Here is a 12,485-nt window from a genome sequence, read left to right on the forward strand (position 1 = left end):
GTTGAGCGGAAAAGCTCTATGAAGGTAGCAGTCCAGCAGGAAGATTTACAGCTTTTAGCCAAAACTTTGCAGGAACAATTGCTTGTAGAAGTCTCATCGGCTGAAGTCTTCGAGGTTAAATGCGCCGTCAATAAAGACGGGCTAATGGTTTTAACGCAACATGAATCAGATGTAATAGTTGACGCTCAGATCATCTTTGCAGTAATTGAGGAAGTACTTCAGTCTGTAACACCCCACAGAGATGGGCAAGTGCAATGTTTCCTCAGAGTTTTTGGCGAACAACTCCCTTATGCCAAATGTTTCTTGGCTTTGAAGCAGAGGGGAGGATGGGGGGATGGAGGAGTAGGGGAAACAGAGGAGGAATACTTTTCTCCACTTTCTTCATCGGCTCTGACTTATTCTCCATCATTCGATGAGGTTGAGGAAGAGGAACCGTTTGACCCATTTTCAGATGCGCCAAATTTCCCGACTTCAAAGCCAGGATTTCAAATAAAACCCATCTTACTGGGTGCAGCCTTGGTGGGGATTGTAGTTTTAGGCGGTGGTGCTTATTTATTGACTCGCCCTTGTGTGATGTCTGAGTGTAAAGAAATACAAACCGCCGAGCAATTAAAAACAAAGTCTCCACAACTGATGCGCCGCGCCAAGTCTGAAAAAGAATTAGTAGCTATACAACAACAACTTGCAGCAGGTAGCGCCGCCCTAAATGTAATTCCTGGTTGGTCGCCCCGTTACCAAGAGTCGGAAGAACTAAAAGCAAGTTTATCGGGACGGTCAGAAAAAATCAACCAGGTGGTTAAGGCTTTACAGACGGGAGCTTTGGCGACACAAAAAGTCCAAACACCTGCATCTAGTCTAGAGGAATTACAAGCTAGACAGCATTTATGGCGACAAGCTATAGCGCCCCTAGAAACTATAAGTTCTAGTAGTGAACTCTATGGGCTAGTGCAGGGTAAATTACTTAATTATCGTGTCCGTTTGCACGCTGTAAATCAGCAGATATTTATTGAGGAAAAATGGCTCAAAAAACTCACAGCAGCAAAAGCTGTAGCTAGTGCTGCTGAGAACCGGGAAACTACTGCCAAATCTTTGAATGATTGGCAAAAGGTGCAGTCTACTTGGTTGGTGGCAATTAATGCTTTGAATAGCATTCCCCTAACTAGCTCTGGATACCAAGAAGCCGCAAAGCTGTTGATAGATTATAGACCTAAGTTAGTAGCAGCACGCGATCGCGCCACAAAAGAACAATTAGCCGCTAAAACCTACCAACAAGCCGTTAGCGCTGCCAACCAAGCCAAAATATATCAGCAACAAAACCAATGGCAAGCAGCTGCTACATACTGGGATCAGGCTTTGCAAACTGCTAAAAAAGTTTCCAAAGATAGTTTGTACTATATTCAGGCTCAGTCTTTCATCGAACCCTATTCAATAGCCCTTAAACAAGCACAAGAAAAACTACAAGTTGTTAGTAGTTTCCAACAAACCCGCACTGACTTGGATAAAACCTGTATTAATGGAATTCGGATTTGCACCTTTAGCATAGATAATGCAGGAATTATTGTCCGGCTAACCCCTGAGTATGACCAAATAAGGCAAAATAACTTGGCTAATCCTTATTCTGAAAATTCTAGTACTGCTATTGATGTTACCAATCACTTGCAAATCTTACGGGAAGCTTTAGGTGTAATTGGTGAAAATGCCAACTTGCCCCTTTTCCTCTACGATTCTAAAGGTCAGGTAATTTATACACGGACTTTAGGCGGGTAAGTAGAAATTTTAGGGTGAAGAGTTTAGAATCTATAGTAATTCTGGCGTTGCATAATCAAGGGATGAGTTGAAGTGTTCTACTGTGAAATGTGCATTATTTCAAGTATTGTCAAATTCCCGTGTTTACCTAATTCATCTCGCATTTATGCAACGCCAACAATCATAAATTGTTTGTGAGCAATCGATCCCCGACTTTGTAAAAATTGTCGGGGATCTAGTCTATTAACCGTTGTCGTGTCTATAATCGGCATCTAACCAACAGCGTGGTAAAACTTCACCTGAAGGGAAAACGAGATTTTCTTTTTTAAAAGTATCAGGTGGCTGTTCTTCTTCACCTTGTTGTTCTCGCCCGTGAACGACATTACTATTGGGATCGAGTAATTCTTGAATTTCCAGAATTTTCACCAATTCGCCACTATCTTTAACTTGTAAAAGCATAGAAATTGCCTCAATGAGTTTGCATGAAAGTTCAAAGCGAGTCTCAATAGAAAATCACTCAAATCTAAACTGATTTTGAACGCGGATATCCCTTAATTGTTAAATTGTTAAAGGAAATTTTTATTAATAATCTACACAGAAATTACACGAGATTAATCTATGTGTAACTATAGAGTTTATTTTTATAGAGTTGGTAAAAAAAATACTACCTAATTCATTAGCTAAAATCGAATTAGGAGATGCTGATTAAAAAAATTGTCCAACTAAAGTAATCTTGGTTTTAGCGATTATAAATCGCGTTGATATTTCTCCAAAATATCAACTAAAGTAACCTGGCATTGCACTGGCAGTAAATCAATTAAAGGAAGTTCACTTCTACCACCGCCAATTTTCACTGTAATTGATTGCAAGACTTTTAAAACTTGGTCTTCACTTACACTGTTGGAAGTAATTAAAGGATACAGTCGTTCAGCAACAAGAGTATGTAGTTTGGCATTAGATAAATAAAGATGCCATTTGGCAATGTCTATGTAAACATTTTCGCCAATTTCAGCTGCTAGGGCTTCTAGTAGTTCTGTGGTGTTAGTCTTAGCCATAAAAATAACCCTACATTAAGAAAAAGTGCGAAATCTCAGGCTTTTTTACATTATGGCTCAATTAACAGGCTAATCCTACTACCAGAGGTTACAATTGCCCCAGCATGAGTAATCCATCTTCAGGTGGATTTGGGTGGAGCTTCGGTGTAGTTAGCGATCGCACTAATATAAATCAAATGCACCAACACTATTCCTGTCCAACTTAAAGTCACCCAAGGCAGCCACTCCCAGGTAGTATCTTTCAAAATGTGGAAAAACCACAAGCCAGAATTAATCGTAGCAGCGATCGCTACATGGGTGGCAAAATTCATCCGGTCATCGATCTTGCGGTAATCAGGGTCTTTGCGATCGGGTTTGCGAGGCCAACGAGGAGGCATAAATATTTGTTACAGATTTAAATACACCCTATTTATTCTAAGGTTTTTGTGGCAGTGGTTGCTATTAGACCCTTACAACCAGTCATAATTGAATTGGAAGTCATAATTGAATTCGCTGGAACTTAATCAACGGGCAGAACAAGAACGTCAACGCGCTGAACGGTTAGCAGCATATTTGCGTAATCTCGGCATTGATCCTGATAATCTGCCGTGAGTAGGGAGTGGGAATAAAGGAGAAGAATTAATAACCAATTTCCCATTTCCCATGGGAGCAATGCGATTTTGTGAGCACGGGGAGCAGGGGAGGCAGGGGGAGCAGGGGAGGCAGGGGAAGAGAAAGAAATAAGTGTATTTATAGCTATAAAGGTCGTAAAAAATACTAAAGTTTTCTCTTCACTCCCCCTGCTCCCCCTGCTCCCCCTGCTCCCCCTGCTCCCCCTGCTCCCCCTGCTCTTTTCACGAGGATCTCACTTTTTCGCGTTGCTCCCTTTCCCATTCCCCAAAAGCTTACTGCTCTGACACAGAATAATCTCCCGATTTCCCGCCACTCTTACTTATTAAACGAATCGAATCAATTTGAATCGACTTCTCTAAAGCTTTTGCCATATCGTATAAAGTCAAAGCAGCCACAGAAACGGCAGTTAAAGCTTCCATCTCTACACCAGTTTCAGCTTTAGTTTTGACTGTGGCTTGAATTTGATAACCAGGTAGTTGGGGATCGGGTATAATTTCGACCGCTATTTTTTGTAAAGGCAACGGATGACACAGAGGAATTAAAGCGGCTGTTTGCTTGGCTGCCATAATCCCCGCCAATCTTGCAGTTGCTAACACATCACCTTTTGGGACATTTCCGGCTTGAATGGCGGCGAAGGTTGTTGGCAGCATCCGCACATTGGCCTCGGCTACTGCTTGGCGGATTGTGGGTGCTTTACCCGTCACATCTACCATCTGCGCCTGTCCTTGGCGATCTAGATGGGTTAAGCTGGCAAAATTAGATAGAAAATTATCTTGCGTCATTTAGTTAGAACGTGTTAATATAGATTGTCGGTGAGGGCGTGTAGCTCAGTGGACTAGAGCACGTGGCTACGGACCACGGTGTCGGGGGTTCGAATCCCTCCTCGCCCGTATTCTAAAGTTAGGAGTGAGGAATTAAATTTCTTCACTCCTAACTTTTAAGTTTTTCAAGGCATAAGCATCTGGAGCCAGACCTAGTGCAAAGCGCAGGGAGTTGGATAAATCTTTGCTCGATTGGGTGAGGAAGATAACCAGTGCAACAGAAGCGATCGCAGCACCATAGCCAAACATATCGCGGTAGCCTACAAGTTCGGCGATGCTACCCAAAAGAGGAGCAGCGATCGCAATTCCCAGGTCAAGCCCAGCTACGCAAAGAGCAAAAATTTGCCCCCGTTCTTGCGGCAGCGAGCGGTCTGCCATCAGAGTAATCATCATGGAAATGAGTGTACCACCACCAGCACCTTCAGCGATCGCAGCCAATAAGAAAAACATCGCACTGTGAGCCTGCCATAGCAGTATTGACGCTATAACGTAGAAAAAAATACCAAAGGTGATAAATAAACCACGACCAAAGCGATCGCTTGCCTTACCAGCAAACACCCTGATACTAAAACTAGAAATTGCCGAAGCTGTAAAAAACAGTCCGCCGTTGAAGTCTACCTGACTGGATTTGAGGAACAATGACACAAAGGTATGTACAGCACCGAGAGATAAACCAACCAGCAACATAACTATAGTTGGAACTTTCACCTGTGGGCTGCTCAAAATTTGCCAAAAATTGCGATCCTCAGCCTTAGTTTGCTCTTGTGTCTGCACTGGCGGATTAGTAACTTGTACAATCCCCAAAAGAGCGACAAAACCCAATTCGGCAGATAACAGAAATAATATCCCGTAGCCACTTGTAGCTTCTAAATACCCACCCAAGGCAGGGCCAATTGCTAAACCAAGGGGAGTTGCGAGAGTCATGTAACCAATGATTTCGCCACGAGTTTCTGTGGGGGCTAAATCTGCGATTAAGGCACTGTAGCCAGTGGTAAAAGCAGCAATGCTAATACCGTGAAAAATTCGCACCAGGATTAATAGCCCAATTGATTGGGTTGCCAAGTAACCAAAGGGGGCGATCGCGGCTACTATAGTACCAATCAGCAAGACAATTTTGCGATCGCGTTCATCGGCTAACCGTCCCAGCATTGGGCGAGATAACAATAAGCCAATGGCGAAACTACCCATTACAATCCCAATTTCTTGCTTACTTGCGCCCACATCATCGATGTAAAGCGGTAAGGTTGGTAAGAGCGAAGATATGCTCGACCAGAATAATAAACCTGCTGTAAATAAAACAAGCAGGTTGCGCCGTAGTTCGGTATCAAAAGTATTAAATGCTTTCAAGGTAGATGCTATTTAATGGTTTTTTGTCATTTGTCATTTGTCATTTGTCATTTGTCAAAAGAGAATAACTTCCTGTTTGCTCCAATTCCCAATTCCCAATTCCCAATTCCCAATGCCCGATGACCAATGACCAATGACCAATGACCAATGACTAATGACCATTGTTACGTTACTTAACATTTTTTGCTACTACTTCTCGCACCCGATAGATAGGCCGCCCTTGGGATTCATGGTATGTACGCATGAGTAATTCTGCCAAGAGACCGAAGCAAAATAACTGCACTCCAGTTACTAACAGGAGAACGGCTAAACTTAACAAGGGGCGATTGCCAATCATCTCACCTAAAGCTAATTTGACAAAAGTCAGGTAAATTCCGATCGCTGTCCCCGAAACCATTGAAATCAAGCCCAACAGTCCAAAAACGTGCATTGGGCGGGTGAGGAATTTTTTCATAAATAGAATGGTTAACAAATCCATCAACACCCGGAATGTCCGCCAAATGCCATATTTACTCCGACCAAAGCGACGGGCGTGATGACGCACGGGTATTTCAGTAATTCTAGCTCCTTCGATGTATGCCAGAGCGGGTAAAAATCGGTGCAGTTCGCCGTAGAGATTCATATCTGCTAATAGTTCTGCACGATAGGCTTTCAGCGAACAGCCATAATCATGAATATTGACGCTAGTGGTACGGCGAATTAGCCAATTGGCAATTTTGGAAGGAAGTAACCGATTTACAGCACCATCTTGGCGATTTTGCCGCCAACCACTCACCAAATCGTAACCCTCATCCAGCTTTCTTAATAACATAGGGATATCAGCCGGATCGTTTTGGAGATCGGCATCTAAAGTAACGATCGCTTTCCCGACTGCATAATGAAACCCAGCAGCCATCGCCGCAGTTTGTCCGTAGTTGCGACGCAAAATCACCGCCTTTAAATCAGTGCGGGTTTGCGCCTCTTTTTTCAGAAAATCCCCAGAACCATCTGTAGAACCATCATCCACACAGATGATTTCATAATTTACCTGACTAGAAGATAAAGTAGATGCGATCGCTTCTAATAAAAGCGGTAAACTTTCCACTTCATCATGTATCGGCACTACCACCGAAACATCTGGGACAATTACGGAAATAGTCCCATTCTCCTGACTCAACCCTGAATCGACAAACCCACTCCTCATATACCTCTGCGCCCTCAGCGTCTCTGTGGTTCGTAACTCTGAAAAACTCTCCCAGCCCCTCGCAGCTGCTGATAATACGACAGACTAACAGCATCTCCCTGTTCCGAGAGAATATCAATCCCAATCCCGTCCCGTCCTTGATCTTTCCCAGAACTATGGATGTAATAACCATCCACCAAATAAAGTCCAACATGGGTTGCTTTTTGACTAGTACCAAAAAATACCAGATCCCCAGCTACTAATTCTGCAATAGTAATTGCTTGAGTGAATCCTTCCTGTTGATAAGCATCTCTGGGTAGCCAAATACCCACCGAAGCAAACGCCGCCTGCATCAACCCAGAACAGTCATAATTTGGCCCAACTGTACCACCCCAAAGGTAATAATTTGATTGTTGCATCGCTTTTTGGGTAAAGGCAATAACCTCTGCTAGGAGTTTTTTAATCTCAGATTCAGAAAATGTTGCCGCTCGATAAGGTACAGTAGCAGGTTGTAATGAATCAAAATCTGAAACAGAGATCCAGGCAGGATAGTCATCTTCACATAAATACACCTCGACCGCTAAATTTTGATGATTTGATGTTACCCACAAATGTCTTCCAGATGCAGATTGAGTTGATAAACGCGTACATTCAGGAGAATCATATAAATTCAGATCAGCTAAACACTGATACTCCCCTGATTTTGGATTTTGGATTTTGGATTTTAGATTAAAGGACATTATTAGAGAATGATTTTTTTTAATAAAGACGAACAACTCGAAAATATTGGTAATGGCATTTTAGATGCAACTTGGGCAGCATTTCCGACTTTAGCCCGGAATCAAATTGCCTTGACTTGGGTTGTTTACGATCCCCCAGTGCTAGTAAATACTGGTGGGGCGCTGACTCCCAAAGCTTTTTGGGAACATCCAGTCCGTGGTTTTACTTATCGCGGTGTTGAACGAATTTATCCCGCCAGTGTAGTCAAGCTATTTTACCTAGTAGCGGTAAATGAATGGCTAGAAAAAGGCATGAGTCAAATCTCTAAGGAATTGGAACGCGCTTTGCGGGATATGATTGTCGATTCTAGTAACGATGCTACCAACTTGGTTGTGGATATTTTAAGTGGTACTACATCCGGGCCAGAATTACCAACAGGGCCCTTTGAAACCTGGAAATATCAGCGTAATATCATTAACCGCTATTACCAATCTTTGGGTTGGGAAGAAATGGAGACAATTAACGTCTGTCAAAAAACTTGGGGTGATGGCCCTTATGGACGGGAACGGGCCTTTGTGGGAGAGTTACTGGAAAATCGTAATATGTTGACAACAAATGCGATCGCCAGGTTACTACATAGTATTGTAGGTGGAGTTGCCGTTTCAAGTGGGCGATCGCAAGCAATGATGGCTTTACTAAAACGGACTCTCGATGATTTGTCACCTGACAGCGAGGAAAATCAAGTAACAGGTTTCTTAGGTGGTGGACTTCCTAAAAATGCTCAAATTTGGTCAAAAGCAGGTTGGACAAGTCAAGTTCGCCATGATGCTGCATATATTGAGTTACCAGAACAGCGTCCTTACCTTTTAGTAGTATTTACTGAAGGTAAAGCCCAAGCTAAGAGTCAGGATATTTTGCCCTTTGTTTCTGGGCAAGTTGCCGAAGCTATAAGCAATTTATAATCCATACTACTTAGATTAAGCATTTCTTTCTTCTCTCTGCGTTCTCTGCGCCTCTGCGGTTCGTTAAAAAATGGACTTTAATAAATTTAGCCTTAACTGAACCGTATTGAACAACAAGATCCCCGACTTTTTCAATAAGTCGGGGATCTAAAGCCAACTATTTTCACAAATCAAATAGGATTGCTATATTTCAACTTAAATTCATCAAACTTCAATACTTCCGAATCAGGCTTGCGAGTATCAAAACGATAACTGCTTATCGTACCCATCCCCGTATCAAAGATACTAAAAACCGTAATATCATTACTTGAAATATAAGGCATCGGCTTACCATCTTCGCCTAACAAAGGAGCAATTGTTGGCACTATCGGTTCTAACTCATTGGGATCGCCAAGCTTAACATAATCCTCTTGATATCCAATTGGCACTTCTCGCTTTCTATCGCCCCAAGCAGCGCCGTAAGTATTGCCCACATTAGATGTTTCTAAAAAGTGCATTCCACTATGACTAACAAAACGGTTCCACAAATGAGAATGTCCATAAAATACCAATTGCACATTAGCCGCTTCTAATAAAGGCACAACATCGCGGATAATATAATCTGCATCTTTGGGGTATTCGTAACGCACAGCTTTAATATTCTTCCCATCCTGTTCAATTATTTGAACAGGTTCTGTATAAGCAGGAACTATATTATCACCCAAAGTATGGGGTGGATGATGGAACATCACAACTTTGTATTTTGCCTGTTTAAACTCAGGGCTTTTCAGTTCTGCTTCTAGCCAATTATACTGCTTGCTACCTTTAGCAATTGGCTCATAAATCACCTGTCCATAACCCCAATCTTCAGGATTATTTAAATCATTTTCGGCTTCGAGATATCTCCCCTTACGCTTTCCATTTAAGCTGGGAGTCCGCCACATATTCGTAGCATACAGTACCACCAAACGCACATCACCAAAGGTAACTGCATAATACCTTTTTCCACCCTCTTTACTTTTGGGTAAAGAAAAAATCTCTTCGTAGGTATTAGTATTAAAAGAATTATCGATTAAAGATTTGTCTCGATAGATTTTTTGAGCAACTGTACGAGGGATTGTATCATCAAATTCACCATCTAAACTTCCCGCCCTCGCAAATCGCCCCATCACCTCATGATTACCAATACAAGTAAACATGGGTGCATTTTGAATTATTTGTCCACCAGTGTAGGTTGTTTTAACACTGTCGTGCGTCATGTGATATTTAGCACGACCTTGTAAACCGGGAAACAACGCACCACCACTATTATCATCAAACCATTCTGAGGCGCGATCGCTAACATTGACCAAATCGCCAGCAAACCAGACTCCATCGACTCGTCCAACTGTTTCTACCACCTTTTGCAGATTTGCCGATGTCATCGGCTTTAATTGATGGTCAGAGGTGAGTAAAATTTTTAGTGGTGTATCTGGTTTGGGAGTAGCTGCGAGGCTAAAAACATCACTGCTAGCACTCTCGTTGTCTTCTCGCACACTCGTAACACGATAATTTACCCGCGCATCAGCAGTTAACCCAGTTACCTCAGCCTCATGTCGCCAGATGTCACGCTGGACGGGTTTTTGATAAACTTCGCCGTCTTTGGTTTGGTTTCCAACTCTTGATTCTTGGTCTTCACGCGTGCGAGTGAGTTTGGTAGTATCTGCCTTAACACTTAGTTTGAGATTTTCACCGTAGGTTACTGTATGATTAACACCAGCAAAGTCAGTAAACCAAACTACTCGCACTGAGGTTTCAGTTGGCAGTTGCAAAAATGGGTCGGTAAGCAGTTGGGGTGCTGATGTCATAATTGTTTGCCCAAATGAACGCACGCTTACCAGAGTAAAGCATATAACAAGCGCAAGTATAGTTACTAAGGAAATTTTACGGTTGCGTAAGTGTCTGAGCATGAGTAACATACCAAATTTTATCGGGTATCTATGACTGAACGCAATTTTAGTATTAGCTTGTTGAAAGCGGCCTATTTTTATTGCTTAATTTTGGGGCTATTTTTCGTGTTCTTTACACCCTCTAAACGCTGCTGAATAATTTTGCTTTCGGGTAAAGTGCTATTAAACTAACTTTTTAATTTTATGCTTCAGTTTCAACCTTCTGGCTTTGGACATAAACTTATCCATACATCATTAGGGGCAATGGTTTACTACACCCAAACGAATGCACCTTGGACGAACGCTGATGCTGAAGATTTACCTCCACTCTTGTTTCTTCATAACTTTGGTGGTGGGGCATCTGCTTATGAATGGTCTAAAGTTTACCCGGCTTTTGCCTCTAATTACCAGATTTTAGCCCCCGATTTAATCGGCTGGGGAGAATCGGCTCATCCCGTCCGGGATTATAAAATTGGCGATTATCTTAGCACGATCGCAGAGTTTATCATCGAAACTTGTCGCCAGCCAGTAACGGTGGTAGCCTCATCTTTAACAGCCGCTTTTGCTATCCGCCTAGCTATTGTTCAACCCAATTTATTCAAAGCGCTGTTTTTGGTGTCTCCCTCTGGATTTGATGATTTTGGGCAAGGTGCTGGACGCAGACTTCCGCTTTCGGTAATCAATGCGCCTCTGTTGGACAATTTTATTTATATCCTTGGTGCTGAAAATGAAATTGCAGTAAGAAATTTTTTACAAAGTTTTCTGTTTGCTAAGTCGCAACGAGTATCCCAAGAAATGGTAGAGGCTTATTTAACCTCTGCACAACACCCTAATGGCAAGTTTGCCGCTTTAGCATTTTTACGGGGCGATCTTTACTTCGATCTGAGTTTATATATTCAACAATTGACAATTCCCACCGTGATGTTTTGGGGAGAAAAGGCACAATTTACCAACATCAAATTAGGACGACGCTTGGCAAATCTAAATCCAAATGCAATTCGAGATTTTTATGCGATCGCAGATGCAGGAATATTACCTCATTTAGAAATGCCAGAAGTTGTCATTGGCCTATTGCAACAATATCTTAGGTAACTGGGGCAGGGAGCAGGGAACAGAGGAGAAAGAGGTAATGTTATTCTCCCCAATGACAAATGACAAATGACAAATAACAAATGTCTACTTAGAGAGTAACTGCGCGTTTAATGCTTTGGTGATGCGATCGCCAGAAGCTTCTAAGTGGGCTAAAGTGTAAATATCGAGGCTTTCAGTAAGTTGCTTAAGTCTGACATCAATGGCTTTTTGCAGTTGACGCAATTCATACCAAGCTAATGTCCGTCCATCTTCAGGTGTATTAGTAGTACCCAACATCATCTCTAGCAGAATATTCAAATATTCCCGTTGCAGCGAACGGCGGACGCTAGAAATTGGCTTTGGTTCTCCTGGGGTTAAAACTTCTGTCCAGATGCCTGTTTGCAGAGTGTCAAACAGTTCTGGGATAGAAAGTGCTTGCCCAGGTAGCGTTTTTAATTCGATATCTTGTAAACGATTCAGGCGATCGCTGTCTAATAGCGATCGCAGCACCGCACTTTGAAACTTCAAAATACTTTCGTGAATTGGATAATCAAGGCGGTTATTAGGTACAGAACTACCCCAGTGTTCCCAGTGCGATGGTGCTAGTTGATTGAGCAATTGTGGTGAAAAACTGAAAGCATCCTCAGCAAATACATACTCTTGCAACTTCGTCAATGCCTGACGTTGTTTTAAAAGTGAAACTGGTACAAATGTCCAAGAAGCATCATCACTATCATGGAGGCGGCGAAACGATTGTCCACCAATGTATTTAGAAAGCAAAGTGGCGTTCCGAAAATAATATTTAAAAACTCTATTGAATGAGACGCGCAGGTTACTATATCTTTCTCCTTTCGATAGATAACCCTTGTCAAGACGCTCCCACATCACGCGGGCATTATCCATTTGCCACTGCGAATAAAGTAGCACATCACTACTCATATCCCAGACATTTGCTAAAGGATTAATGTCCCAAATATCCTCATCAGTTGCGTAAGATAATTCTGGTTGAGGCGATGCCAGTGCAATCTGCTCTAAAAAACTTTTTTCTGATTCTGGAATGATTCCCTCAATTGCTGCTGATG

Annotated in this window: 12 protein-coding genes and 1 tRNA gene; 4 read left to right on the top strand and 9 right to left on the bottom strand. The window is 42.3% G+C overall.

Annotation, left to right across the window (positions count from 1 at the left end):
• Positions 1-18 precede the first annotated feature (18 nt).
• A complete protein-coding gene (locus V7K42_RS25200; protein WP_334919983.1) occupies positions 19-1,767 on the top strand; it encodes a hypothetical protein in 1,749 nt (582 codons plus the stop codon).
• 222 nt (positions 1,768-1,989) lie between these two features.
• Here V7K42_RS25200 and V7K42_RS25205 read toward each other — a convergent pair whose 3' ends face one another.
• From V7K42_RS25205 to moaC, 4 genes are all read right to left on the bottom strand, one after another.
• On the bottom strand, positions 1,990-2,205 hold the full coding sequence (locus tag V7K42_RS25205; RefSeq protein ID WP_334919984.1) for an acetyltransferase: 216 nt from the start codon (positions 2,203-2,205) through the stop codon (positions 1,990-1,992).
• Between the two features lie 287 nt (positions 2,206-2,492).
• Positions 2,493-2,801 carry a DUF3181 family protein gene (locus V7K42_RS25210; protein WP_334919985.1) on the bottom strand — a complete coding sequence of 103 codons (309 nt, stop codon included), beginning with the start codon at positions 2,799-2,801 and terminating at the stop codon, positions 2,493-2,495.
• A 119-nt stretch (positions 2,802-2,920) separates the two neighbouring features.
• On the bottom strand, positions 2,921-3,178 hold the full coding sequence (locus tag V7K42_RS25215) for a 2TM domain-containing protein (RefSeq protein ID WP_094329485.1): 258 nt from the start codon (positions 3,176-3,178) through the stop codon (positions 2,921-2,923).
• A 507-nt stretch (positions 3,179-3,685) separates the two neighbouring features.
• The gene (gene moaC / locus V7K42_RS25220) at positions 3,686-4,195 is read right to left on the bottom strand and encodes a cyclic pyranopterin monophosphate synthase MoaC (RefSeq protein ID WP_334919986.1); all 510 of its coding nucleotides are present in this window, start codon (positions 4,193-4,195) and stop codon (positions 3,686-3,688) included.
• Positions 4,196-4,229: 34 nt separating this feature from the next.
• Here moaC and V7K42_RS25225 point away from each other — a divergent pair.
• Positions 4,230-4,303, top strand: a tRNA-Arg gene (locus tag V7K42_RS25225).
• 24 nt (positions 4,304-4,327) lie between these two features.
• Here V7K42_RS25225 and V7K42_RS25230 read toward each other — a convergent pair.
• The 3 genes from V7K42_RS25230 to V7K42_RS25240 form a co-directional block, all read right to left on the bottom strand.
• On the bottom strand, positions 4,328-5,581 hold the full coding sequence (locus V7K42_RS25230) for an MFS transporter (RefSeq protein WP_334919987.1): 1,254 nt from the start codon (positions 5,579-5,581) through the stop codon (positions 4,328-4,330).
• A gap of 169 nt (positions 5,582-5,750) precedes the next feature.
• Positions 5,751-6,764 carry a glycosyltransferase family 2 protein gene (locus V7K42_RS25235; RefSeq protein WP_334919988.1) on the bottom strand — a complete coding sequence of 338 codons (1,014 nt, stop codon included), beginning with the start codon at positions 6,762-6,764 and terminating at the stop codon, positions 5,751-5,753.
• 14 nt (positions 6,765-6,778) lie between these two features.
• Entirely contained in the window at positions 6,779-7,483 is a 705-nt protein-coding gene (locus V7K42_RS25240; protein WP_334919989.1) for a C40 family peptidase, read from the bottom strand.
• Between the two features lie 9 nt (positions 7,484-7,492).
• On the opposite strand from V7K42_RS25240, the gene V7K42_RS25245 reads away from it, so the two are divergent.
• Positions 7,493-8,425 (top strand): serine hydrolase, encoded by a 933-nt coding sequence (locus tag V7K42_RS25245; protein WP_334919990.1) that lies wholly within the window; start codon positions 7,493-7,495, stop codon positions 8,423-8,425.
• Positions 8,426-8,595: 170 nt separating this feature from the next.
• On the opposite strand, the gene V7K42_RS25250 is transcribed toward V7K42_RS25245, so the two are convergent.
• Entirely contained in the window at positions 8,596-10,251 is a 1,656-nt protein-coding gene (locus V7K42_RS25250) for a metallophosphoesterase family protein (protein WP_334919991.1), read from the bottom strand.
• A 285-nt stretch (positions 10,252-10,536) separates the two neighbouring features.
• Between V7K42_RS25250 and V7K42_RS25255 the strand changes: the two genes are divergently transcribed.
• Positions 10,537-11,424 carry an alpha/beta fold hydrolase gene (locus V7K42_RS25255; RefSeq protein ID WP_334919992.1) on the top strand — a complete coding sequence of 296 codons (888 nt, stop codon included), beginning with the start codon at positions 10,537-10,539 and terminating at the stop codon, positions 11,422-11,424.
• Positions 11,425-11,508: 84 nt separating this feature from the next.
• On the opposite strand, the gene V7K42_RS25260 is transcribed toward V7K42_RS25255, so the two are convergent.
• Positions 11,509-12,485 (bottom strand): zinc-dependent metalloprotease (locus tag V7K42_RS25260; protein WP_334919993.1); only part of this gene is annotated, 977 nt, incomplete at its 5' end.

Origin of the sequence: Nostoc sp. (assembly GCF_036917455.1) — a bacterium.
Classification (GTDB): Bacteria; Cyanobacteriota; Cyanobacteriia; order Cyanobacteriales; family Nostocaceae; genus Nostoc.

What these genes read in the sequence shown, in the direction of transcription:
- V7K42_RS25200 (WP_334919983.1), top strand. Translation starts at nt 19, where the DNA reads ATGAAGGTAGCAGTCCAGCAGGAAGATTTACAGCTTTTAGCCAAAACT.
- V7K42_RS25205 (WP_334919984.1), bottom strand. Translation starts at nt 2,205, where the DNA reads ATGCTTTTACAAGTTAAAGATAGTGGCGAATTGGTGAAAATTCTGGAA.
- V7K42_RS25210 (WP_334919985.1), bottom strand. Translation starts at nt 2,801, where the DNA reads ATGGCTAAGACTAACACCACAGAACTACTAGAAGCCCTAGCAGCTGAA.
- V7K42_RS25215 (WP_094329485.1), bottom strand. Translation starts at nt 3,178, where the DNA reads ATGCCTCCTCGTTGGCCTCGCAAACCCGATCGCAAAGACCCTGATTAC.
- moaC (WP_334919986.1), bottom strand. Translation starts at nt 4,195, where the DNA reads ATGACGCAAGATAATTTTCTATCTAATTTTGCCAGCTTAACCCATCTA.
- V7K42_RS25235 (WP_334919988.1), bottom strand. Translation starts at nt 6,764, where the DNA reads ATGAGGAGTGGGTTTGTCGATTCAGGGTTGAGTCAGGAGAATGGGACT.
- V7K42_RS25240 (WP_334919989.1), bottom strand. Translation starts at nt 7,483, where the DNA reads ATGTCCTTTAATCTAAAATCCAAAATCCAAAATCCAAAATCAGGGGAG.
- V7K42_RS25245 (WP_334919990.1), top strand. Translation starts at nt 7,493, where the DNA reads ATGATTTTTTTTAATAAAGACGAACAACTCGAAAATATTGGTAATGGC.
- V7K42_RS25250 (WP_334919991.1), bottom strand. Translation starts at nt 10,251, where the DNA reads ATGACATCAGCACCCCAACTGCTTACCGACCCATTTTTGCAACTGCCA.
- V7K42_RS25255 (WP_334919992.1), top strand. Translation starts at nt 10,537, where the DNA reads ATGCTTCAGTTTCAACCTTCTGGCTTTGGACATAAACTTATCCATACA.